This window comes from Ruegeria sp. G10, assembly GCF_056533645.1.
On record NZ_JBQFOQ010000008.1, the window covers coordinates 59,138 to 80,976 of the forward strand.

The window sequence follows — 21,839 nt, forward strand, 5'->3', positions numbered from 1 at the left end:
CAGAAAATGCGTGGTGGGTGATAAGAGATTTGAACTCCTGACATCTTCGATGTGAACGAAGCGCTCTACCACTGAGCTAATCACCCGTGGGGTCGGCTCTTACAGTGAGATTGGGTGTTACGCAAGGCCATTTGCTGGTTCGCTAAGGGGCGTTCAGGAAAATATCGGTCTTGCGCAAAAAACTTGAAAACCCCGCTTGACGCTGCCCGACCGGGGCCATAATACACCCCAACGTTCAGCAATGAACGGGCAGTGGGCGGTTGTAGCTCAGTTGGTTAGAGTACCGGCCTGTCACGCCGGGGGTCGCGGGTTCGAGCCCCGTCAACCGCGCCATCGCTGCACTCCTTGGTCCAGGTCAAAGGCCACGAAAATAGATGCGCGGTTGTAGCTCAGTTGGTTAGAGTACCGGCCTGTCACGCCGGGGGTCGCGGGTTCGAGCCCCGTCAACCGCGCCATTTCCCCTCTCTTACAAAAATCAGCCCTGACATTCAGGCCGTGTCATGTTGTAGTGCCGCGAATCCAGCCGAGGGCCGCAGTGACCAGTTTGAACCGAGTGATCATGGCGCGGCGCAGCCGTCAGTGGATACGCGATCTGAACCCGCCAAAGCTGGATGCGATCGAGATTTCGGGGTCGTGGGGCAGCCAGTTTGGGTTCCGCAGCTACACGCAGGCCTGGCACAATCAGCACGACATCTGCGCTGGGCCCTTGCTGGATAATCAGGGGCAGGTTCGCCAGTTCGATCTGGTTCTGGCCAATCAGGTCTGGGAGCATCTGGACCGCCCCTTCGAGGCCACATTGAACGTCCAGGAGATGCTGCGCCCCGGCGGTTATTTCTGGCTGGCGGTACCGTTCTTCATACCGTTTCACGCCGCGCCGTATGATTGCACGCGCTGGTCCGAACGCGGGTTGCGCAATCTGTTGACCGAGTGTGGTTTCGACCCGGCACATATCCGGGCCGAGCAGTGGGGAAATCGGCAGGCGGCGCTGCGGAACCTCGAGCCCGACTGGCCTCCGGTCTATGATCCGGCGACGGATGACCTGGAAAACGATCCCGCCTTTCCGATTTGTGCCTGGGCGTTGGCGCGCAAATCCGACAGTTAAGCCGGGATGAACCGAAAATCCGCTTGTTCACACTTTGTTCTAACTTTTTGGTTGGAGACTCGGGCTTGCTCGCCTATTTCTAGGTCGTTGGTTGTTGGGGGCCGAAATGGCTGAGCTGAAGAATATCGAGGTGCGCGGCGCGCGCGAGCATAACCTCAAGGGCATTGATGTGGATATCCCGCGGGATCAGCTGGTGGTGATCACCGGGCTGTCGGGTTCGGGCAAGTCCTCGCTGGCATTTGACACGATCTATGCCGAGGGCCAGCGCCGCTATGTCGAAAGCCTGTCAGCCTACGCGCGGCAATTCCTTGATATGATGGAAAAACCCGACGTCGATCACATCAGCGGGCTAAGCCCCGCGATCTCGATTGAGCAGAAGACAACCTCGAAAAACCCGCGCTCGACCGTGGGGACCGTGACAGAAATTTACGACTATTTGCGCTTGCTCTTCGCGCGCGCCGGAACGCCCTACAGCCCCGCCACCGGCCTTCCGATCGAGGCGCAGCAGGTGCAAGACATGGTCGACCGGATCATGACCATGGAGGAGGGGACGCGGGGTTACCTGCTGGCCCCCATCGTGCGCGACCGGAAGGGTGAATATAAGAAAGAGTTTCTGGAGTTGCGCAAGCAGGGCTTTCAGCGCGTCAAGGTAGATGGCGCATTCTACGAACTGGACGAGCCGCCGACGCTGGACAAAAAATTCCGGCACGACATTGACGTGGTCGTCGACCGTCTGGTCGTCCGCGAAGGGATGGAGACGCGGCTGGCCGACAGTCTGCGTACCGCACTGGATTTGGCCGACGGGATCGCGATTCTTGAAACCGCGCCGAAGGAAGGCGACCCCGAGCGGATCACGTTCAGCGAGAATTTTGCCTGTCCGGTCAGTGGTTTCACCATCCCTGAAATCGAGCCGCGCCTGTTCTCGTTCAACGCGCCCTTTGGGGCATGCCCGGATTGCGACGGTCTGGGGGTTGAGCTGTTCTTTGACGAGCGGCTGGTCGTGCCCGACCAGACTCTAAAACTGTACGACGGCGCGTTGGCGCCGTGGCGCAAAGGAAAATCTCCGTATTTCCTGCAGACTATCGAGGCGATCGCGCGGCACTACGAATTCGACAAGAACACGCCATGGAAGGACCTGCCCAAGAAGGTGCAACAGGTTTTCCTGCGCGGCTCGGACGATGAGGAAATCCAGTTCCGCTATGACGAGGGGGGCCGCGTCTATCAGGTCACCCGCAGTTTCGAGGGCGTGATCCCGAATATGGAGCGTCGCTATCGCGAAACCGACAGTGCCTGGATTCGGGAAGAGTTCGAGCGGTATCAGAACAACCGCCCCTGTGGCACTTGCGACGGGTATCGCCTGCGGGCCGAAGCTCTGGCTGTGAAGATCGCCGGGCTGCATGTTGGGCAGGTTGTTGAGATGTCGATCCGCGAGGCTCTGGCCTGGATCGAGGGCGCGCCAAACCATCTGAGCGTACAGAAGAATGAGATCGCACGGGCCATCCTCAAAGAGATCCGTGAGCGGCTTGGTTTTCTGAATAACGTGGGTTTGGAATACCTTACGCTATCACGCTCAAGTGGGACCTTGTCGGGTGGAGAAAGCCAGCGTATTCGGCTGGCCAGCCAGATCGGATCGGGCCTGACCGGGGTTTTGTACGTGTTGGACGAGCCGTCAATCGGGCTGCACCAGCGTGATAATGACCGGCTGCTGGGCACGCTCAAGAACCTGCGCGATCAGGGCAATACGGTCATCGTTGTCGAACATGACGAAGAAGCCATTCGCGAGGCGGATTATGTCTTCGATATCGGCCCGGGCGCTGGGGTGCATGGGGGGCAGGTGGTTAGCCACGGAACGCCGGATCAGGTCGCGGGGGACGCGGCCTCAATCACCGGTCAGTATCTGTCGGGCACGCGCGAAATTGCGGTCCCGTCCGAACGGCGCAAGGGCAAAAAGCACAAGGTGACCGTGGTCAAGGCGACGGGAAACAACCTCAAGACGGTCACGGCAGCCTTTCCGCTGGGCAAATTCGTCTGCGTCACAGGTGTTTCGGGCGGCGGAAAATCCACTCTGACGATCGAGACGCTGTTCAAGACCGCCTCGATGCGGTTGAACGGTGCGCGGCAAACGCCGGCTCCGTGTGAGACGATCAAGGGGCTGGAGCATCTGGACAAGGTGATCGACATTGATCAGCGCCCGATCGGACGGACTCCGCGTTCGAATCCAGCGACTTACACCGGGGCGTTCACCCCGATCCGCGACTGGTTTGCCGGGTTGCCCGAGGCCAAGGCGCGCGGATACAAGCCCGGGCGGTTCAGCTTTAACGTCAAGGGTGGGCGGTGTGAGGCCTGTCAGGGCGACGGTGTCATCAAGATCGAGATGCACTTCCTGCCCGATGTCTATGTCACCTGCGAGACCTGCAAGGGCGCGCGGTACAATCGCGAGACGTTGGAGATCAAGTTCAAGGGCAAGTCCATCGCGGATGTGCTTGATATGACTGTGGAAGATGCGCAGGAGTTCTTTAAGGCCGTCCCCTCGATCCGAGACAAGATGGATGCGCTGGCCCGCGTCGGGCTGGGCTATATCAAGGTCGGCCAGCAGGCGACCACGCTGTCAGGCGGTGAGGCGCAGCGGGTGAAACTGTCGAAAGAGCTGTCCAAACGTTCGACCGGAAGAACGCTCTATATTCTGGATGAGCCGACAACGGGGCTGCATTTCGAAGATGTGCGTAAGCTGTTGGAAGTGCTGCATGAACTGGTGAATCAGGGCAACACTGTCGTGGTGATCGAACACAATCTGGACGTCGTGAAAACCGCCGACTGGATCATCGATATCGGCCCCGAGGGCGGTGACGGAGGTGGACAGATCGTCGCCGAGGGAACGCCGGAAGACGTTGCGGACTGCGAACGCAGCCATACCGGGCGCTACCTTAAGCCGATGCTGAACCCCGAGCGCGTGGCCGCCGAATAGCGGCCATCAATAAAGGATATCGGCCACCGCCCCAATGAGGTTCAGCACTTTGTGCGTTTCGGGATCGATTGTATAAACATAGTCCCCGGCGCGCACATAATTGCCACCACGGCGCAGCCCATAGCGGTAGGGGTCGTTGATCCAGATATAGTCATCAAGCCGGTCACCGGTCCGATAGAGCTTGTTGGCCTGTCCGGGTGGCACGCAGGGCACCGCTTTTTTGGCCAGACCCGGTGGGCAATGTCCGGCCCTGTTCGCGTAGACACCACCCGAATGCGGCGTTACACGTTCGACCTGCAGCTTGGATTTGTTCTTACCTTTCCCATTGCCATTTCCCGCCAGGGCGATGGCTGGGCTCAGCGCAAGCAGGGTGATTATTGAGAGGCTGGTCAGGGTCTTCATAGAGGCGCGCTCCGGCGTGGGTGTTTCGGCATTGACTGCACTTTACCCAATCATCTAGGGACGCGCCTTACGCTTTCCAAGCTTGTGCGGTTTTCTGCCACAAGCAGGCTATGACCGGCTGCGTTTCTCGAACCGGGGCAGCATCGCGCTGAAATCGCGACCCAGACCGTCCTCATGTTCCACAAACTGCTCGTATAACATTGCGGCGACCTGTCCCATCGGCGTATCCGCATCGGCACTGTCGGCGGCCTGCTGGCTGAGGCGCAGATCCTTCAGCATCAGTTCTGCGGCAAAACCGGGTTGGTATCCGTTATCTGCCGGGCTCTGCGGGCCTACGCCGGGGGCGGGGCAATAGGCGTTCATCGTCCAGCTGTAACCCGATGACGTGCTCACGACATCGAACATCTTTTGACGGTCCAGACCGAGCTTGTCGGCCAGCGCGAAGGCCTCGCAGGTGGCGATCATGGTGACGCCGAGGATCATGTTGTTACAGATCTTCGCCGCCTGACCGGCACCTGCTTCGCCGCAATGCACCGCCTTCTGGCCCATGATGTCAAACAAAGGCGCAGCAAGCGCGAACGCGTCGTCCGACCCTCCGGCCATGAAGGTCAGCGTTCCGGCAGCAGCCCCGCCGATGCCGCCAGAGACCGGGGCATCAACCGCCAGCAGACCTGCGTCCGCGGCCTGCTTCGCGACAGTGCGTGCGCTGTCCACATCCACGGTAGAACAATCGATCAACACCGCCCCAGTTTTCATCGCCGGGATGATCTGGTCCGCGACGCTACGCAGGATTTGCCCATTGGGCAGCATCGTAATGACTACCTCGACGGCCGAGGCAGCCTCGGGGCCCGATGCGGCCATCGTGACGCCGTCGACCGAGACATCCGCCTGATCGAAACCGACCACGTCATGCCCGGCGGCGGCCAGATTGGCCGCCATGGGCGCGCCCATGTTACCCAGCCCAATGAATGCGATTTTCATCCCTTACTCCTCTGCGAAACTCAGCGCGTTTGCCCCCAGCGGCTGCAGCATCTTCGAGACTGCCACAGTGGGTACGTTCATATCGGCAAATTGCCAGTTGGGGGTGCGATCCTTGTCGATGATCTGGGCACGGATACCTTCCAGAAAATCCCCGTGTTCCATCGCGCGATAGGTGAATCGATACTCCATATCCAACGCCTTGCGCAGCGTCAGGGTTGCGCCGCGTAACCGGTGCAGCATCTCAACTGTGCAGGCCATTGAAATCGGGGAATTGCGTTGCAACCCGCCCAGAATTTTCGTCGAAAATTCTTGGTCCTGGCTGCGCAGGTTGTTCAGGATGTCGGTCAGGCTCTCTCCGTCAAAGAGCGCATCTATCTCGGCCTGGATATCAGCCAGATCGCTTTCGGACAGAGCCTCGGCATGATCGTCGACGACCTCTGCGCGGCCCGACGCCTCGAGCAGTTCAATCAGTTCCGGCCAGCGCGCTTGCGGTACGAAATGATCGGCAAAACCTGCATAGATGGCGTCCGCAGGGCCCATGCGGTGGCCTGTTGTGCCCAGATATTCCCCCAGCCGACCGGGTGCCAGCGCCAGCATCAGCGATCCGCCTACATCCGGTACGAGGCCGATGGAGCATTCCGGCATCGATATCTTCGAGCTTTCGCCAACGACCCGATGACTGCCGTGACAGCCGATCCCAACACCACCCCCCATGGTGAAACCCTGCAGAAAGCTGATCACGGGCTTGGGGTATTCGAAAATAAGCGCGTTCAGGCGGTATTCGTCGCGCCAGAATGTGCGACCATAATTGTAATCACCCTTGGTGCCGGTCGCATAAAGTTTAGCGATGTCACCCCCGGCGCAGAAGGCTTTGTCACCCTCGGCATCCAGTATGATCAGGTCAACCGCATCATCTTCACGCCAGTTGCGCAGCGCGGTGTCGATCGCCATGCACATCTCATAGCTGAGCGCGTTCAACGCTTTGGCACGTGTCAGCGTGATGCGCCCGGCGCGCCCGGCTGTGCGGATTTCGATGTCGGCCATGTCGTCCTCAGCGGTTTGCAAGCATCTGGCGCGCGACGATGACGCGCATGATCTCGTTGGTACCCTCGAGAATCTGATGCACGCGCAGATCGCGCACAAGCTTTTCGATGCCATAATCGGCCAGATAGCCATAGCCGCCATGCAGTTGCAGGCACTGGTCGACCACCTTCGAGCCGGTTTCGGTCACGAACTTCTTGGCCATCGCGCAGAATTTGCTGGCATCCGGTGCGCCTTGATCCAGTTTCCACGCCGCCTGTCGCAAGAACGTGCGTGCAGCCTGCAATTCGATCTCCATATCCGCAAGCCGGAATTGCAGCGCCTGAAACTGATCTATGGATTGGCCAAACGCCTTGCGTTCGGACATATACTGCAGCGTCATGTCCAGCCCGTTCTGCGCAGCGCCCAGCGAGCAGGACGCGATATTCAAGCGCCCGCCATCCAGCCCCATCATTGCATATTTAAAACCGTCGCCTTCGGTGCCGACCAGATTTCCAGCTGGGATTTTGCAGTCGTCAAACTGAACCTGCGCGGTGGGCTGGCTTTTCCAGCCCATCTTTTGCTCCAATGCCCCAAAGCTGAGGCCGGGTGTGCCGTCCTCGACATAGACCGTTGAAATGCCCTTGGGGCCGTCTGCGCCTGTGCGGACCATGCAGACATAGGCATCTGAATACCCCCCGCCCGAGATAAAGGCCTTGGAGCCGTTCAGGGTGTATCCTTCGTTCGTCCGCTCGGCGCGGGTTTTCAGGGCAGCGGCGTCCGAGCCAGAACCGGGCTCGGTCAGGCAGTAACTCAGCACTGTTTCGAGGCTGAGAATATCCGGCATGATGCGGGATTTCAGCGCTTCGCTGGCAAAGCTGTCCAGCATCTTGGCGCACATATTGTGGATCGACAGAAACGCCGCGACCGACGGGCAGGCCATCGACAGGGCCTCGAACACCAACGTGGCGTCCAGCCGGCTCAGACCCGAGCCGCCGCCGTCTTCCGAGACATATAATGCGCCAAAGCCCAACTCTCCGATCTTGGGCCACAGCTCTTTGGGGATGGTGCCTTCCGCCTCCCACTGGCGGGCGAAGGGGGCGATATGGTCTTGGCCAAAGGCATAAGCCATGTCGAAAATGGCTGTCTGTTCTTCGGTCAGCGCGAAATCCATAGCTGTGGTCCCTGTATTCTGCAGAATTGAACGAGCGTTTTATTCTTCAATCCTTACAGAAATTTTTCAATCGGGGCAACGATCCAGCCATATTTGGGCCGGGTGGACAACTAGGCTATACTGGCATCATTCAATTAACCAATTTTTCGGAGGGTATTATGCCGAGCTACAAGATGGCCGTGGTCGTCATTCACGGGATGGGCAGTCAGTTTACTGGCCAAAAGAAACCATCGTCCGAGGTGACATTTTCGCGCGATTTGCACCGGCGTGTCTCGCGCGAACTTGGAGCGCAATTCAAAGACGTGGCTTGGCGTGAGATCGTCTGGGCGCATGTTTTGCAGGACCGGCAGAACGACTACCTGCGCAAGATCAAGCGCCGGACCGGCTATGATGATGTGCGCAGCTTTGTGGTGCACAATCTGTCGGATGCCGCATCTTACCGAAAGACGGCGGACGGAAATGATGAGATCTACGAGGATATCCATGCCGAAGTGGATCGCGTGATGGAGGATGTCCGGCGGGATGTCGGCAACGAGGCGCCCGTCCTGCTGCTTGCCCATTCCTTAGGGGGGCACATCATGTCCAACTACATCTATGATCACCAGAGCCATTTGCGAAAAACCGGGCAGACCCAATTTAACTCGCCCGTTCGCAACATGCAGACGGTCGCCGGTATCATGACCTTTGGCTGCAATATCCCCATCTTCCTTTTTGCCTACCCGGAGGACGAGATTTACCCGATCGACGCACCAAGAGCGGCTGTGCCGCCAGCCATGCGCTTTAAGACATGGTGGTACAATTTCTATGACAAGCATGACGTGCTGGGCTATCCGCTGCGTGACTGCGGGCCGCGCTATGACCAGTTGGTCGCGTCGCAAGATATTCGTGATGTTTCAATCAATTCCGGCAATGTCTTCACATCTTGGAACCCGTTGTCACACAACGGTTATTGGAAGGATCCCGATTTTTACGAACCCGTTTCGCGCATGGCGCGCAACATATTGCGTGTGGCCTGAGGTTACAAATCGGCATGGAACTCTTCTATCAGGTGGCGCACAACCGCTTGACCGGCATCGTCGCCGCGTGCGGTCGCTTCGGCATGGATGCGGCGCTGACGCGTGGCTGAGGTTCCGGTTTCAGCGATCTGCCGCAGGCTTGCGAGTTCTGTCATGGTGCCAAGGGCTTCGGCGTCTTCGGCCAGCATCCCCATAAGCTCGCCGATCAGTTCCGCCATCGGTGTGATCGAGCGGTCGCCGAAATCGATCAGACCTTCGCCAACGCCATAGCGCTGCGCGCGCCATCGGTTCTCTCCGATCAGGAACTTGTCATAGTGGCGCCAGCGCAGATTGCGCGCCTTCAGGCGGCACAACATGCGGGTCAGTGCCTGAACCAGCGCGGCCAGCGCAAGCGTGTGTTCCAATCGCGGTTGCACGTCCATTATACGCGTCTCGAGCGTCGGAAAGCGATGCGACGGGCGCAGGTCCCACCAGATTTTCGAGGTGTCTTCGATCACGCCCAACTCGACCAGAACTCCGGTGGTGCGCTCATATTCGCCCCAGCTGCCAAAGACCGGTGGCAGGCCCGTGCGTGGCAGGTTGTCGAACACGGTCAGGCGGTACGAAGACAGGCCCGTATCTTCACCGTTCCAGTAAGGCGACGATGTCGACAGAGCCAGCAGGTGGGGCAGGAAATAGGACAGTTGCGGCATCAGGTCGGCGCGTAGGGCCTGATCCTCGATGCCCACATGCACATGCATCCCGCAGATCAGCATCCGCCGCGCAACGCCCCCAAGCGCGTGTTGCAGGGCGTCGTAACGTTCTTTGCGGGTGTGGTGCTGATCCTTCCAGTTCGCGAAGGGATGGCACGAGACCGCGATGGGGGTCAGATTGTATTCGGCGGCGCGTTTTGACACGCAAGAACGCAGGCGCTTGAGATCCTCTCGGGCGGATTTGACGGTCGCGTGCGGGCGGGTACCGACCTCGATCTGACATTGCAGAAATTCGGGGCTGACCTGACCTTCGAAATCGGCCTGACAGGCCTCGATCAGTGCTTCGGGGGCATGCGCCAGTTGCAGGCTGTCGCGGTCAACCAGCAGATATTCCTCTTCGATCCCGATGGTGAATTCCTGCTGCATGATAATCCTCGTGCTTCAATTCACTTCAGTGAATACGGAATTTTCCATTTTGCCAAGGGTTTGACGTGGCGGGTTCTTGCGGATGCCCCGCAGGCAGAGGTATGGAACACCCAGAACCGAATGTGGAGCGCTTCGTGAAACCCAGGAAATTCCCCCAGATCAATGCGGCCCTTGATGAGTTGGGGGTCAAGCTGGTCGACAAGGTTATTGAAAACGATGAACGCGCACGGCTTGAGGCGTTCGAGCGGGCAGGGGGCCTGACCCGTCCGGCTTATGCGTTGTCGCCCGGGATGGAGGGGTTCGATATCGCACCCTTGGTCGCCGATTACGTTCAGCACCAGTCTGCGCTGAAGGCGCTAAAGGACCCTGACCGCAACCAGACCGGATATCGTTCAGGCAATGGATATTATGACAGCCCGGACGCCGAAGCGCTGTATCTGATGATCCGCAGGTACCAGCCCAGGCGCGTGATCGAGGTCGGTTGCGGAAACTCGACCCGTGTGACGCGACAGGCCATCATTGACGGCGGACTGCAAACCGAAATCACAGCAATCGATCCCTATCCGCGCGCCGATATTGCCCATGTGGTCGATCATTTCGAACAGAAACGTCTGGAAGAGGTCGATCCGGCCCTGTTCGATCAGCTCGAGTCCGGCGACGTTTTGTTCATCGACTCGAGCCATGTCGTGCGGATGAGCAACGATGTGGCGCATCTGTTCTGCCGCATCATCCCAACGCTGAAACCGGGCGTTGTGATCCATGTCCACGATGTTTTTCTGCCCTACGAATATCCCAAGCGTTTCTTCTATGACTGCCCGGGCTGGGGCGAGCAGTACATGCTTCACGCAGTGCTGCAATCCGGTGCGTATTCAATGCTTTGGCCCGGATACTACCTGCAGCAGGATCGCCCGGACGCAGTCGAGGCGCTGCCCTTTCTAAAAGATGGTCGCGCGCAGAGCATTTGGGTCCAGATCAAAGAAAATTGAAACAATTGTGATCCGGGCGACAGATTGTCCCGTAACCCTCTCCATAACAAGCTGGAGAGGAGTTAACAGCCATGTTCCGCCGCACATTCATGGGCGCTGCCGCCGCACTTGCCCTTGCACTGCCCGTCAAGGCACAAGCCGCCGATATCGTAGACACGGCCGTATCTGCGGGTTCGTTCAATACGTTGGTTGCTGCTGTGCAAGCTGCAGGTCTTGTCGATACGCTGAAGGGCGACGGCCCGTTCACTGTGTTTGCCCCGACCGATGAGGCATTTGCGGCGCTGCCGGAAGGCACCGTAGAAACGCTGCTGTTGCCTGAGAACAAAGACCAGCTTGTCTCGATCCTGACGTACCACGTGGTCCCTGCCAAGGTCATGTCCGGTGATATCGCGGGCAAGCGTGCAAAAGTTCTGACCGTTCAAGGAGATCGCCTGAGCGTGAATGCCAGGAACGGCGTAAAGGTCAATGATGCCAAAGTGGTGCAGGCCGATATTGAGGCAAGCAACGGCGTGATCCACGTGGTCGATACCGTTATCCTGCCCGAATAATCCCCCCTCAAGTACCCCCCTGAACGCCAAAGCCCCGGTCCGATTTGGCCGGGGCTTTTTCGTGGGGATTGTCCGTTGGGCTTAAACCAAACGCACCTGCGTGCCGACCTGTACCAGCGGGTAAAGCTCTTCGACATGCTGGTTGTAGAGCCCGATGCAGCCCGACGAGCTCTGCCGTCCGATCTTACGCGTATCATGTGTGCCGTGTACCAGATATGCGGGCCAGCCCAGATACATCGCTCGGGTTCCCAGCGGATTGCCGGGCTCGCCGCCTTCCATGCGGACCGGAAGCGAGGGGTCACGTTCGCGCATCGATGCCGTCGGTGTCCAGCTTGGGTTTTCCGCCTTGCGCACCACCTTGGTATAGCCGCGTTTGGTTAGTTCTTCGCTCATCGGGACCGAGCTGGGATAAAGCCGATAGGTTCCATCCGGACCCCAGTAGTGCACCGCGCGGCTGGTGATATCGGCGAGCAGGGCGCCGACGCCCAGTTCATCAAAGTGGTCCTGCCAGTTCTGCTGAGAGAAGGATGACACATTGCGGCGCACCGGCAGCTGTGTGCTGATCGCGTCTTCGTCTTGCGGGAACGCATCAAGGCTCTGCGCGCGCACCAAAGCAGGCGTCGCGATCAGGGATGCGGCCCCCATCAGGGCGTAGCGGCGGGTCATACGGCTTTGGGACAAGTCTGCCTCCGGAACTATCAACTGCTCGGTCATTCAAGTTGGCGGTAAAATATTGGTGATTGTCCGATTTTTCCAGAGGGGCTGTTCTGAATTTCTTGTGAGGTGCGCCTTGGTGGTCATTCTGCCCCAGACAGTAAAAACCCGGCCGTGTTGGGCCGGGTTTAGAGTCGGTCGGAGAAGGCCGGTCAGTCCATCGCTTTGAAGTTGAACTCGCCACCTTCTTTGATGCCCGAAGGCCAGCGCGACGTCACGGTTTTGGTCCGCGTATAGAACTTGAAGCTATCCGGGCCGTGCTGGTTCAGGTCGCCGAACATGGATTTCTTCCAGCCGCCAAAGGTGTGATAGGCCAGCGGCACCGGGATTGGCACATTGATGCCGACCATGCCGATGTTCACCCGGCTGGCAAAGTCACGCGCGGTGTCGCCGTCACGAGTGAAAATCGCGGTGCCGTTGCCGTACTCATGGTCCATCGCCAGCTTCAGCGCCTCTTCATACGATCCAGCGCGAACGGTGGACAGAACCGGGCCAAAGATTTCCTGCTTGTAGATATCCATATCCGGGGTGACATGGTCGAACAGATGCGGGCCGACGAAAAAGCCGTCTTCATAGCCCTGCAGGCTGAAGTCACGGTTGTCGACAACCAGCTTCGCGCCCTGTTCCACGCCCGAGTTGATCAGGCCGAGAATGCGTTCCTTGGCAGCTCCGGTCACGACCGGGCCCATATCGACGTCATCGCCAGCGGTGTAAGGGCCAACCTTCAGCTTTTCGACACGCGGGATCAGCTTTTCGATCAGTGCATCGGCAGTTTCTTCGCCCACAGGGACGGCGACCGAGATCGCCATGCAGCGTTCGCCCGCCGCGCCGAAACCGGCCCCGACCAGCGCGTCTGCGGCCTGATCCATGTCGGCGTCGGGCATGACGATCATGTGGTTCTTGGCACCGCCAAAGCACTGGGCGCGTTTGCCGTTCGCGGTTGCGCGGGCATAGATGTACTGCGCAATCGGGGTCGAGCCGACGAAGCTGACGCCCTGAATGATCTCGCTGTCCAGCAGAGTATCCACGGCCTCTTTGTCGCCGTTGACGACCTGAAAGACACCCTTGGGCAGACCAGCCTCAATGAACAACTCGGCCAGCATCAGCGGCACCGAGGGGTCACGCTCGGACGGTTTCAGCACCACCGCGTTGCCGCAGGCCAGCGCCGGGCCAACATGCCAAAGCGGCATCATGGCCGGGAAGTTAAACGGCATGATCGAGGCAACAACGCCCAGCGGCTGACGCATCGAATACATATCGATGCCGGGGCCTGCGCTGTCGGTGAACTCACCCTTCAGCATCTGGGGTGCACCGATGCAATATTCGATCACCTCAAGCCCGCGCTGCAGATCGCCCTTGGCGTCCGGCAAGGTCTTGCCGTGTTCACGGCTGAGCGCTTCGGCCAGCTTGTCCATGTCGCGGTTCATCAGGCCGACCATCGCCATCATCACCCGCGCACGCTTCTGCGGGTTTGTGGCACCCCACGCGACCTGAGCTGAAGCGGCGTCTTCGATGGCAGCGGTTGTCTCGGCCGCGCTGGCCATAGGGCATCTATACTGTGCCTCGCCGGTGGCGGGGTTGAACACATCGTCGAAACGGCCCGATGTGCCGGCGACGTTCTCACCGTTGATGAAATGGGTCAGGTCGTTCATGGCAAACTCCTCCGAATTACGTTGGACGCAGAATAGGCTTGCGAAAATCCCCTGAACAGAGGCAATGTTTCAAATCAGTTTTGCAAAAATGCAAAGGTTGAGGGATGACACCAAACTGGGATGATCTGCGCGTCTTCCTTGCTGTCGCGCGCGAGGAAAGCCTGTCGGCGGCGGGTCGGGTGTTGATGATTGACCCGGCCACGGTCGGGCGTCGGATCGCGCGGCTTGAGGCTGCGCTGGATGCTGTTCTGTTCACGAAATCGCAGCAGGGATATGTGCTGACCACAGCAGGCCAACGTTTGATGGAGCACGGGCTGCAGGCCGAAGAGGCCATGCGCGCTGCAGCAGGGGTCATGTCGGGCTCGGCCAAATCGCTGAGTGGTCAGATCAGGATCGGTGCGCCGGATGGCTGTGCCAACTATCTGCTGCCGCAGGTTTGCGCGCGGATCAGCGATGCCAACCCCGATCTTGATATCCAGATTCTGGCCTTGCCGCGCATCATCAACCTGTCTCGGCGCGAGGCGGATATGGCGATTACCGTCAGCGCGCCGACAGCGGGGCAGTTGCTGGTTCAGAAAATCACCGATTATCGCCTGCATCTTGTGGCCAGTCAGAAATACCTTAACGATCACGACCCGATCCGGACCATCGGTGATCTGAACGCTCATCGCATGATCGGCTATATCCCCGACATGATCTTTGACCGAGAGCTGGATTACCTCAACGATATCGGGGTTGACCGTGTCGCGCTTGCATCAAACTCCGTGTCGGTGCAGCTGCGTCAGGTCTCGTTGGGATCGGGCGTTTGCGTGGCGCATGATTTTACGCTGCCGTTTCACCCCGGCTTGCGGAAAATCGTGACGGATCAGGTCAGTCTGACGCGGGGGTTCTATCTGGTGCGGCATCAGGGGGATCAGCGCAACGAGCGGTTGAACCGCTTTGCCGAGGCATTGACGCGCGGCATGCGGGACGAAGTGGCGCGGCTTGAGCGCGAAGCTTCACCTTGACACATTCAGACATTCCGGCAACGCTTTGGAAAACAGTACGATATTCCGGAGGTTTTTGCTTATGCTTGTTCAGGCCATTCTTAAATCCAAGGCCACTGACGGGGTGGTGACGGTCGAACCATCGGCAACCGTCTCTCAGGCAGCAGAGATTCTGGCCAATAAACGGATCGGTACTGTGATCATCTCGGAGGATGGCGGCCAGACGGCAGCCGGTATATTGTCCGAGCGCGACATCGTGCGCGAGCTTGCCTCAAGCGGCAGCGGCTGTCTTGGAAAACCTGTCAGCGCCTATATGACCAAGGACCTTGTGACCGCGACCCAACAGGACACGGTCGAGGCGATCCTGTCCCGCATGACCGAAGGCCGCTTCCGCCACATGCCGGTTGTCGAAGAGGGCAAGCTGATCGGGATCGTGACGCTGGGCGATGCGGTGAAGGCGCAGCTTGCAGAACTGGCGATGGAAAAAAACGCGCTGGAAGGCATGATAATGGGGCATTGAGGGCAGGGCACATGCCTGACCCTTGCACCTGCGGCAGAGTTATGTTTGCGTGCGCAGAAATAATGCGCAGGAGGCCCTGATGCGGGTTGGATTATATCCGGGAACCTTCGATCCCATCACCTTGGGTCATATCGACATCATCCGTCGGGCCTCGGCGCTTGTCGACAAGCTGGTGATCGGGGTTGCGATCAATCGGGACAAGGGCCCGTTGTTTTCTCTCGAAGAACGTGTGGCGATGATTGAGGCCGAGTGCGCCCATCTGACCGAGCAAACCGGCACCGAGATCGTAGCGCACCCATTTGAAAACCTGCTGATCGATTGCGCCCGCGATGTCGGAGCGCAGATCATCGTGCGCGGGCTGCGGGCGGTTGCGGATTTCGAGTATGAATTCCAGATGGTCGGGATGAACCGTGTGCTGGACGATTCGATTGAGACCGTGTTCCTAATGGCCGAAGCGCGGCATCAGGCGATTGCTTCGAAACTGGTAAAGGAAATCGCCCGTCTGAACGGGGACGTGTCGAAATTCGTCACCCCCCGCGTCAATACGGCCTTGCGCGAGCGCTTAGGATAGCGCGCCCATCGCGGCGGCCGTGTCCAGCATCCGGTTCGAGAAACCCCACTCGTTGTCATACCACGCCAGCACGCGTACCAGGGTGCCGTCGGTCACTTTTGTTTCGGCAAGCGAAACAGTTGAACTATGCGGGTCGTGATTGAAGTCGATTGAGATCAACGGACGAGTCTCGGCGGCCAGAACGGTGGGCGTTTTGGCAGCGGCTTCGACGAACAGGGCGTTGACTTCTTCTTCGGTGGTCGGGCGCGAGACCTCGGCCACCAGATCGACGACCGAGACGTTCGGCGTCGGTACTCGGATCGCTTGCCCGGTCAGTTTCCCCGCCAGTTGCGGCAGAACCAACCCGACCGCTGAAGCCGCACCAGTCGTGGTCGGAATCATCGAAAGTGCCGCTGCGCGCGACAGGTAGGGATCTTTGCCCGCAGTGTCATGCACCGGTTGGCTGGCCGTATAGGCGTGAACGGTGGTCATGTTGCCGTGCTTGATACCCAGACCAGCGTCCAGCGCCGCTGCGACCGGGGACAGGCAGTTGGTGGTGCAGGATGCGTTCGAGACAACGATGTCGTCGGCAGTCAGTTCGTGATCGTTCACACCAAAGACTACGGTTTTCACGCCGCCATCACCACGGGCGGGGGCCGAGACCAAAACCTTCTTCGACCCGTTTTTCAGATGTCGTTCGGCCGCTTCGCGGGTACGGAACACGCCGGTACATTCCAGAACGACGTCCACATCGGCCCAATCCAGTGCCTCGGGGTCGCGCTCGCTGGTTAACCGGATGGGCCCGGCGCCTACGTCCAGACCTGCGTCGCTGAGTGTTACGGGGTTGGGATAACGGCCATGCACGCTGTCGAACTCGAACAGATGCGCGTTCATCTCGGGCTTGGCCAGATCGTTGATCGCGACGATTTCAACATCGGTGCGGCCCGATTCCATGACAGCGCGCAGAACACCGCGCCCGATCCGTCCAAATCCATTGATTGCCAGCTTGAGTGTCATGATACGCTCCGTCCGAATATCGCCTGTATATGGTTAGCGCTAACAAAGCCAGATTGCGCAGAAAGTCAAGCAAAACCTCTGTCAGCGCCAGAAGGCGAGCCAGTCGAGAAAATCGTAAAGCTTCTTACCGAGGAACAGCAGATGTTCTGTACCAACCAGCGCAACATCCAGCATCAGACCACCTAGAATGAGAATTCCAAGCCAGATGGCGATTTGATTGGTCATTGGGGTGCGCCCTAAACAAAAATGCCCGCCCAGATAACCTGAGCGGGCATAAGGGTACAAGCGATGTGCGAAGGGTCAGTTAAGGCGGCCCATCGCAACGGCCACATCGGCCATGCGCACCGAGAAGCCCCATTCATTGTCATACCACGCCAGCACGCGCACCATGCGGTTGTCGACCACGCGGGTCTGTTCCGGCGCGAAGATCGAGCTTTCCTCAGTGTGGTTGAAATCGGTCGAGACCAGCGGCGCGGGCTCGAAGCCCAGAACGCGCTGCATCGGGCCTTTGGCGGCTTCTTCGACGATGGCGTTGACCTCTTCGACGGTTACATCGCGCGAGGCGCGGAACGACAGGTCCACGGCCGAGACGTTCGGGGTCGGCACGCGGATGGCCGAACCGTCCAGGCGGCCCTTGAGGTTGGGCAGAACCTGACCCAGCGCCGCCGCGGCACCGGTCGAGGTCGGGATCATCGACATGGCGGCTGCGCGCGCGCGGTAGAGGTCGGAATGACGACGGTCCAGCGTCGGCTGGTCGCCGGTATAGGCGTGGATCGTGGTCATGATGCCGTGCTCGATGCCGACACCTTCGTCCAGAACCTTGGCAAGCGGGGCAAGGCAGTTGGTGGTGCAGGACCCGTTCGAAACCATCTTGTCTTCGCCGGTCAGGCTGTTGTGGTTCACGCCAAACACAATCGTCTTGTCGACGTTCTTGCCGGGGGCCGACAGCAAAACCTTCTGGGCGCCGCGATCCAGGTGTGTCTTGGCCTTCAGCCCGTCATTGAATTTGCCGGTGCATTCCAGAACGACGTCGCAGCCTTCCCAGTCCAGCTCGTTCATGTCGTAGGTCGAAAACATCTCCATCGGGCCGCGGCCCAGATCCATGGTGTTGCCCTCGATCGAGATATCGCGCGGGAACCGCCCGTGGATGCTGTCATATTTCAGCAGATGCGCCGAGGTTTCCAGCGGGCCGGTGGCGTTGACTTTGATCACTTCGATGTCGTTGCGGCCCGAGGCGGCAATGTGCGACAGGGTACAGCGGCCAATGCGGCCAAAACCATTGATACCGACCTTGATGGTCATCCGACGTCTCCAAACTGCGCTTATGTTGCAGCGCATATAGCCGCGAAAGTGGAATCTCAAAAGGGCAAAATTAGCATATTTTTAAGGTGTTAGCGCAAACCTGCGGCGGTTGCGCTAACGCTTGCGCTAGCTGTCGGATAAGGTAGGGTCCGACCGGAGCGGTTGATTGGAAAGGAAGCGCGATGAGTGGTCTTTTGGCCCTACTGGACGATGTTGCGGGCATCGCCAAGGTTGCCGCGGCCTCGGTCGATGACGTGGTGGCTGCAGCGGGTAAGGCCGGGGCAAAGACGGCAGGCGTGATCATCGATGACGCGGCAGTGACACCCAAATACGTTCAGGGTTTTGCGCCCGCACGCGAATTGCCGATCATCTGGCGTATCGCGCGCGGCTCGTTTTTCAACAAGCTCATCCTTTTATTACCGGTGGCGCTGCTGCTGGCCAATTTTGCGCCTTGGCTGATCACGCCTTTGCTGATGCTCGGCGGGTCTTATTTGTGTTTCGAAGGGGCCGAGAAGATCTTCCATGTGCTCTTTCCGCATGGAAGCAAGGCGATCGAAGCGGATATGAAAAATCCCGATCCCGGTCATCTTGAGGAACAGAAGGTCAAGGGGGCGATCAAGACCGACTTCATCCTGTCGGCCGAAATCATGACCATCGCGTTAGCCGCCATCGAGGCGCCGAATGTTTGGATGCAAGCAGCAACGCTTGCTGTGGTTGGCATCGGGGTCACTGTGGCGGTCTATGGCTCTGTCGCGTTGATCGTGAAGATGGACGATGTGGGGCTGTTCCTTGCAAAAAATGCGCCGACGCCCATAGGACGCGGAACGGGCCGGGGGCTGGTCAAGGCAATGCCTGTTGTGATGAAAGTTCTGTCCATTGTCGGCACCGCTGCAATGCTTTGGGTCGGTGGGTCGATCATCATCCACGGGCTGGAGGAATTGGGCTTTGGCTGGCTTGGCCATCACATTCACGATTGGGCCTACGCTCTGGGCCATTTGGTTCCGGCAGCTTGGACAGGGGTTGTCGAGTGGGTGTCCAAAGCGACGATGGACGGGATTTTGGGACTGGCCTGGGGTATGGCGCTGATCCCGGTGGCGACCCGGCTGCTTAAATCGCACTGACAGCAATCAGCCCCACGCGCAAAGGTTCGGGCGCGTGGGGAGGTGTTCAATATCCGTTTGGGTTACCTTTGACGACAACACCCGCACCGTCCACCTTGCCGTCTTTGAACAGCGTTACGGCGGCTCCGTCGATTTTCAGGTTCCAACAATTCTTTGGGTCCGTTCCATACTGAAAGCACATACCGTTGTCCGTTGCCGTCCAAGTTCCGGTATAGCCGTCCCCTTTGATTGCGCCGTCAGCGGCGTAATACTCGGTGAACGCACCTGATAGCATGCCCCCCTGATAGGTGTGATCGCTCATGGTTTGCTGGATTTGTTCCTTCGTAGCGAAGTCGCCTGCGGCGGCTGTTGTGGCGATGCCCATCAAAACAATCGGGACTGCGGTTCGGAGTTGCATGGTCTGGTTCCCTGTATTCAATTCAGTGCCGCGCAGGTAATGCGAACGTGGTGCAGACACAGGGACGAGGGCTTCACGACGGCTCATCTATTCGTGACCGGTACTGCGGAAACGAAAAAAGGCGGCCGGTGAGCCGCCTTTCCGATACGTTGCGCCTGGGCTTAACCCAGTAGCTCTTTGACTTTTGCAACAGTTGCTTCGGCGGTGATGCCAAAGTGTTTGTACAATTCACCCGCCGGAGCCGAAGCACCAAAGCTCGACATGCCGATAAAGCCAGCTTTGGCTTCGCGACCGCGTTCGCCCAGCAGCCAGCGGTCCCAGCCACCGGCACGCACCGCGGCCTCGATGCCGACACGCACGGCACCCGCGGGCAGCACGCGCTTGCGATAGGCTTCGTCCTGCTCGGCGAACAGCTCCATACAGGGCATCGAGACGACGCGGGTGCCGATGCCTTCGGCTTCAAGCATCGCTTTGGCTTCCATTGCCAGCGAAACCTCAGAGCCGGTGGCGATCAGGATCGCCTGACGTTTGCTCTCGGCCTCGGCCAGAACATATGCACCCTGAGCGGTCAGGTTCTTGGCTTTGTGGTCCTTGCGCACGGTCGGAACGCCCTGACGGGTCAGCGACAGGACCGAGGGGCTGTCCTTGAAGGTCAGCGCCAGTTCCCAGGCTTCAGCGGTCTCAACGGTGTCGGCGGGGCGGAACACATAGGTGTTCGGCGTCGCGCGGCTGATCGCCAGATGCTCAACCGGCTGGTGGGTCGGACCGTCTTCGCCCAGACCGATCGAGTCATGGGTCATCACGAAAACCGAGGGGATTTTCATCAGCGCAGCCAGACGCATGGAGGGGCGGGCATAGTCGGTGAAGGCCATGAAGGTACCGCCATAGGGGCGGATGCCACCATGCAGCGCCATGCCGTTCATCGCAGCGGCCATGCCGTGCTCACGAATACCGTAGTGGATGTAGCGACCCTTGCGGTTCTCCGGCAGGAAGACACCCATGTCAGCCGATTTGGTGTTGTTCGAGCCGGTCAGGTCGGCCGAGCCGCCAACGGTCTCGGTCATGATCGGGTTCACAACGTTCAGAACCTTCTCGGACGAGGCGCGGGTGGCCAGCTTGGGCTGGTCCTCGGACATTTGTTTCTTGAACGAACGGATGGCACCCGCCAGCTTTTTGGGCGCTTCAAACGCATAAGCGCGGTTGAACTCGGCCTGCTTGCGTTCAGATATATGCGAGAAGCGCTCCTCCCATGCAGCACGCTCGGCTGCGCCGCGGGCGCCAATGGCCTCCCACGCGGATTTCACATCTGCCGGGATTTCGAACGCATCATGCGGCCAGCCGTAGCCTTCCTTGGCAGCTTTCAACTGATCCTGATCGGTCAACGCACCGTGACCTTTCGAGGTGTCCTGCGCCGCGTGACCCAGAGCGATGTGGCTTTTGCAGGCAATCATCGAGGGTTTGTTCGATTTCTTCGCCTGAACGATGGCCGCGTCGATGGCTTTCGGGTCATGGCCGTCGATCTCAATCACATGCCAGCCCGAAGCCGCGAAACGGCGGACCTGATCGGTGCGATCTGCAATATCGACCGTGCCGTCGATGGTTATGTTGTTGTCATCCCAGAAGACGATCAGTTTGCTCAGCTCGTGACGGCCTGCCAGTGTGATCGCTTCTTGGCTGACGCCTTCCATCAGGCAGCCATCGCCCGCGATGACGTAAGTGTAGTGATCAACGATCTTTTTGCCGTAATGTGCGCGCTGAATCTCTTCGGCCATGGCAAAGCCTACGGCGTTCGAGATGCCCTGACCCAGCGGCCCGGTGGTGGTTTCGATCCCCTCGACGAGGAAGTTCTCGGGGTGACCCGCAGTCTTCGCGCCCAGCTGGCGGAAATTCTTGATCTCGTCCAGCGTTACGTCCGCGTGGCCAGTGAGATACAGCAGCGAATAGATCAGCATCGAACCGTGGCCAGCCGACAGAATGAAGCGATCGCGGTCAGGCCAGTTGGGGGCCGAGGCGTCGAATTTCAAGTGCTTTTCGAACAGCACGGTCGCAACATCGGCCATGCCCATTGGCATACCGGAATGGCCGGAATTGGCGGCGGCGACAGCGTCGAGGGTCAGGGTGCGGATGGCCGCAGCCTTGTCCCAGTGTTCAGGGTTGGCGGTGCGCAGCGCAGTCAGGTCCACGGGCGTTATTCCTTTGGGTTACGGGCAGATGGGGCGCTGAATACCATCCGTCCGTCAAAGTGCAAGCAGAACCGGGCGTTGCGTC

The 21,839-nt window shown here is 59.2% G+C and carries 21 protein-coding genes and 3 tRNA genes; 11 read left to right on the plus strand and 13 right to left on the minus strand.

Annotated elements, in window-relative coordinates; all coding sequences use genetic code 11:
* Window positions 1-11 precede the first annotated feature (11 nt).
* Window positions 12-86 (minus strand) — tRNA-Val (locus ACR0KM_RS14220).
* A gap of 170 nt (window positions 87-256) precedes the next feature.
* On the opposite strand from ACR0KM_RS14220, the gene ACR0KM_RS14225 reads away from it, so the two are divergent.
* The 4 genes from ACR0KM_RS14225 (at window position 257) to uvrA (ending at window position 4,067) form a co-directional block, all read left to right on the plus strand.
* Window positions 257-333 (plus strand) — tRNA-Asp (locus tag ACR0KM_RS14225).
* 45 nt (window positions 334-378) lie between these two features.
* Window positions 379-455, plus strand: a tRNA-Asp gene (locus ACR0KM_RS14230).
* An 80-nt stretch (window positions 456-535) separates the two neighbouring features.
* Window positions 536-1,102 carry a methyltransferase domain-containing protein gene (locus ACR0KM_RS14235; protein WP_480859492.1) on the plus strand — a complete coding sequence of 189 codons (567 nt, stop codon included), beginning with the start codon at window positions 536-538 and terminating at the stop codon, window positions 1,100-1,102.
* Window positions 1,103-1,208: 106 nt separating this feature from the next.
* Window positions 1,209-4,067, plus strand: coding sequence for an excinuclease ABC subunit UvrA (uvrA, locus tag ACR0KM_RS14240; RefSeq protein WP_480859490.1), 2,859 nt, complete (start codon window positions 1,209-1,211; stop codon window positions 4,065-4,067).
* 6 nt (window positions 4,068-4,073) lie between these two features.
* Here uvrA and ACR0KM_RS14245 read toward each other — a convergent pair whose 3' ends face one another.
* The 4 genes from ACR0KM_RS14245 to ACR0KM_RS14260 form a co-directional block, all read right to left on the minus strand.
* Window positions 4,074-4,469 (minus strand): hypothetical protein, encoded by a 396-nt coding sequence (locus ACR0KM_RS14245; protein ID WP_480859487.1) that lies wholly within the window; start codon window positions 4,467-4,469, stop codon window positions 4,074-4,076.
* A gap of 108 nt (window positions 4,470-4,577) precedes the next feature.
* Window positions 4,578-5,450 carry a 3-hydroxyisobutyrate dehydrogenase gene (gene mmsB / locus ACR0KM_RS14250; RefSeq protein ID WP_480859486.1) on the minus strand — a complete coding sequence of 291 codons (873 nt, stop codon included), beginning with the start codon at window positions 5,448-5,450 and terminating at the stop codon, window positions 4,578-4,580.
* 3 nt (window positions 5,451-5,453) lie between these two features.
* Window positions 5,454-6,494 (minus strand): enoyl-CoA hydratase/isomerase family protein, encoded by a 1,041-nt coding sequence (locus ACR0KM_RS14255; RefSeq protein ID WP_480859484.1) that lies wholly within the window; start codon window positions 6,492-6,494, stop codon window positions 5,454-5,456.
* A 7-nt stretch (window positions 6,495-6,501) separates the two neighbouring features.
* The gene (locus ACR0KM_RS14260; RefSeq protein WP_480859482.1) at window positions 6,502-7,644 is read right to left on the minus strand and encodes an acyl-CoA dehydrogenase family protein; all 1,143 of its coding nucleotides are present in this window, start codon (window positions 7,642-7,644) and stop codon (window positions 6,502-6,504) included.
* 158 nt (window positions 7,645-7,802) lie between these two features.
* Here ACR0KM_RS14260 and ACR0KM_RS14265 point away from each other — a divergent pair, with 158 nt between their 5' ends.
* Entirely contained in the window at window positions 7,803-8,660 is an 858-nt protein-coding gene (locus tag ACR0KM_RS14265) for a hypothetical protein (protein ID WP_480859480.1), read from the plus strand.
* Between the two features lie 2 nt (window positions 8,661-8,662).
* Here the strand turns inward: ACR0KM_RS14265 and ACR0KM_RS14270 are convergent, their stop codons facing one another.
* On the minus strand, window positions 8,663-9,778 hold the full coding sequence (locus tag ACR0KM_RS14270; protein WP_480859478.1) for a carboxylate-amine ligase: 1,116 nt from the start codon (window positions 9,776-9,778) through the stop codon (window positions 8,663-8,665).
* Between the two features lie 134 nt (window positions 9,779-9,912).
* On the opposite strand from ACR0KM_RS14270, the gene ACR0KM_RS14275 reads away from it, so the two are divergent.
* A complete protein-coding gene (locus ACR0KM_RS14275) occupies window positions 9,913-10,764 on the plus strand; it encodes a class I SAM-dependent methyltransferase (protein WP_480859476.1) in 852 nt (283 codons plus the stop codon).
* Window positions 10,765-10,835: 71 nt separating this feature from the next.
* The gene (locus tag ACR0KM_RS14280; RefSeq protein ID WP_480822034.1) at window positions 10,836-11,312 is read left to right on the plus strand and encodes a fasciclin domain-containing protein; all 477 of its coding nucleotides are present in this window, start codon (window positions 10,836-10,838) and stop codon (window positions 11,310-11,312) included.
* An 81-nt stretch (window positions 11,313-11,393) separates the two neighbouring features.
* On the opposite strand, the gene ACR0KM_RS14285 is transcribed toward ACR0KM_RS14280, so the two are convergent.
* Both ACR0KM_RS14285 and ACR0KM_RS14290 read right to left on the minus strand, forming a co-directional pair.
* On the minus strand, window positions 11,394-11,978 hold the full coding sequence (locus tag ACR0KM_RS14285; RefSeq protein ID WP_480822415.1) for a L,D-transpeptidase: 585 nt from the start codon (window positions 11,976-11,978) through the stop codon (window positions 11,394-11,396).
* 200 nt (window positions 11,979-12,178) lie between these two features.
* Window positions 12,179-13,678 (minus strand): CoA-acylating methylmalonate-semialdehyde dehydrogenase, encoded by a 1,500-nt coding sequence (locus ACR0KM_RS14290; RefSeq protein ID WP_480859474.1) that lies wholly within the window; start codon window positions 13,676-13,678, stop codon window positions 12,179-12,181.
* Window positions 13,679-13,782: 104 nt separating this feature from the next.
* On the opposite strand from ACR0KM_RS14290, the gene ACR0KM_RS14295 reads away from it, so the two are divergent.
* From ACR0KM_RS14295 to coaD, 3 genes are all read left to right on the plus strand, one after another.
* Complete coding sequence (locus ACR0KM_RS14295; RefSeq protein WP_480859471.1) at window positions 13,783-14,685, plus strand: LysR family transcriptional regulator; 903 nt, start codon at window positions 13,783-13,785, stop codon at window positions 14,683-14,685.
* 61 nt (window positions 14,686-14,746) lie between these two features.
* Complete coding sequence (locus ACR0KM_RS14300) at window positions 14,747-15,184, plus strand: CBS domain-containing protein (protein ID WP_480822040.1); 438 nt, start codon at window positions 14,747-14,749, stop codon at window positions 15,182-15,184.
* A 79-nt stretch (window positions 15,185-15,263) separates the two neighbouring features.
* Window positions 15,264-15,755 (plus strand): pantetheine-phosphate adenylyltransferase, encoded by a 492-nt coding sequence (gene coaD / locus ACR0KM_RS14305; protein WP_480822042.1) that lies wholly within the window; start codon window positions 15,264-15,266, stop codon window positions 15,753-15,755.
* On the opposite strand, the gene gap (ACR0KM_RS14310) is transcribed toward coaD, so the two are convergent.
* The 3 genes from gap (ACR0KM_RS14310) to gap (ACR0KM_RS14320) all read right to left on the minus strand — a co-directional run bounded on the left by gap (ACR0KM_RS14310) (window position 15,747) and on the right by gap (ACR0KM_RS14320) (window position 18,053).
* Window positions 15,747-16,751: a type I glyceraldehyde-3-phosphate dehydrogenase gene (gene gap, locus ACR0KM_RS14310; protein WP_480859469.1), complete on the minus strand. Its 1,005-nt coding sequence runs from the start codon at window positions 16,749-16,751 to the stop codon at window positions 15,747-15,749. The two genes, coaD and gap (ACR0KM_RS14310), sit on opposite strands and share 9 nt — an antisense overlap.
* An 81-nt stretch (window positions 16,752-16,832) precedes the next feature.
* A complete protein-coding gene (locus ACR0KM_RS14315) occupies window positions 16,833-16,976 on the minus strand; it encodes a hypothetical protein (RefSeq protein ID WP_480822046.1) in 144 nt (47 codons plus the stop codon).
* Between the two features lie 75 nt (window positions 16,977-17,051).
* On the minus strand, window positions 17,052-18,053 hold the full coding sequence (gap, locus tag ACR0KM_RS14320) for a type I glyceraldehyde-3-phosphate dehydrogenase (protein WP_480859467.1): 1,002 nt from the start codon (window positions 18,051-18,053) through the stop codon (window positions 17,052-17,054).
* 182 nt (window positions 18,054-18,235) lie between these two features.
* On the opposite strand from gap (ACR0KM_RS14320), the gene ACR0KM_RS14325 reads away from it, so the two are divergent.
* Window positions 18,236-19,174, plus strand: coding sequence for a DUF808 domain-containing protein (locus ACR0KM_RS14325; protein WP_480859465.1), 939 nt, complete (start codon window positions 18,236-18,238; stop codon window positions 19,172-19,174).
* A gap of 46 nt (window positions 19,175-19,220) precedes the next feature.
* Here the strand turns inward: ACR0KM_RS14325 and ACR0KM_RS14330 are convergent, their stop codons facing one another.
* Window positions 19,221-19,571, minus strand: coding sequence for a hypothetical protein (locus tag ACR0KM_RS14330; RefSeq protein WP_480822052.1), 351 nt, complete (start codon window positions 19,569-19,571; stop codon window positions 19,221-19,223).
* 161 nt (window positions 19,572-19,732) lie between these two features.
* Window positions 19,733-21,754: a transketolase gene (gene tkt / locus ACR0KM_RS14335; protein WP_480859463.1), complete on the minus strand. Its 2,022-nt coding sequence runs from the start codon at window positions 21,752-21,754 to the stop codon at window positions 19,733-19,735.
* Window positions 21,755-21,839: the final 85 nt, after the last annotated feature.

Coding starts and splice junctions, on each gene's coding strand:
- uvrA (WP_480859490.1), top strand. CDS start 1,209: ATGGCTGAGCTGAAGAATATCGAGGTGCGCGGCGCGCGCGAGCATAAC.
- ACR0KM_RS14245 (WP_480859487.1), bottom strand. CDS start 4,469: ATGAAGACCCTGACCAGCCTCTCAATAATCACCCTGCTTGCGCTGAGC.
- mmsB (WP_480859486.1), bottom strand. CDS start 5,450: ATGAAAATCGCATTCATTGGGCTGGGTAACATGGGCGCGCCCATGGCG.
- ACR0KM_RS14255 (WP_480859484.1), bottom strand. CDS start 6,494: ATGGCCGACATCGAAATCCGCACAGCCGGGCGCGCCGGGCGCATCACG.
- ACR0KM_RS14260 (WP_480859482.1), bottom strand. CDS start 7,644: ATGGATTTCGCGCTGACCGAAGAACAGACAGCCATTTTCGACATGGCT.
- ACR0KM_RS14265 (WP_480859480.1), top strand. CDS start 7,803: ATGCCGAGCTACAAGATGGCCGTGGTCGTCATTCACGGGATGGGCAGT.
- ACR0KM_RS14270 (WP_480859478.1), bottom strand. CDS start 9,778: ATGCAGCAGGAATTCACCATCGGGATCGAAGAGGAATATCTGCTGGTT.
- ACR0KM_RS14280 (WP_480822034.1), top strand. CDS start 10,836: ATGTTCCGCCGCACATTCATGGGCGCTGCCGCCGCACTTGCCCTTGCA.
- ACR0KM_RS14285 (WP_480822415.1), bottom strand. CDS start 11,978: ATGACCCGCCGCTACGCCCTGATGGGGGCCGCATCCCTGATCGCGACG.
- ACR0KM_RS14290 (WP_480859474.1), bottom strand. CDS start 13,678: ATGAACGACCTGACCCATTTCATCAACGGTGAGAACGTCGCCGGCACA.
- ACR0KM_RS14295 (WP_480859471.1), top strand. CDS start 13,783: ATGACACCAAACTGGGATGATCTGCGCGTCTTCCTTGCTGTCGCGCGC.
- ACR0KM_RS14300 (WP_480822040.1), top strand. CDS start 14,747: ATGCTTGTTCAGGCCATTCTTAAATCCAAGGCCACTGACGGGGTGGTG.
- coaD (WP_480822042.1), top strand. CDS start 15,264: ATGCGGGTTGGATTATATCCGGGAACCTTCGATCCCATCACCTTGGGT.
- gap (WP_480859469.1), bottom strand. CDS start 16,751: ATGACACTCAAGCTGGCAATCAATGGATTTGGACGGATCGGGCGCGGT.
- ACR0KM_RS14315 (WP_480822046.1), bottom strand. CDS start 16,976: ATGACCAATCAAATCGCCATCTGGCTTGGAATTCTCATTCTAGGTGGT.
- gap (WP_480859467.1), bottom strand. CDS start 18,053: ATGACCATCAAGGTCGGTATCAATGGTTTTGGCCGCATTGGCCGCTGT.
- ACR0KM_RS14325 (WP_480859465.1), top strand. CDS start 18,236: ATGAGTGGTCTTTTGGCCCTACTGGACGATGTTGCGGGCATCGCCAAG.
- ACR0KM_RS14330 (WP_480822052.1), bottom strand. CDS start 19,571: ATGCAACTCCGAACCGCAGTCCCGATTGTTTTGATGGGCATCGCCACA.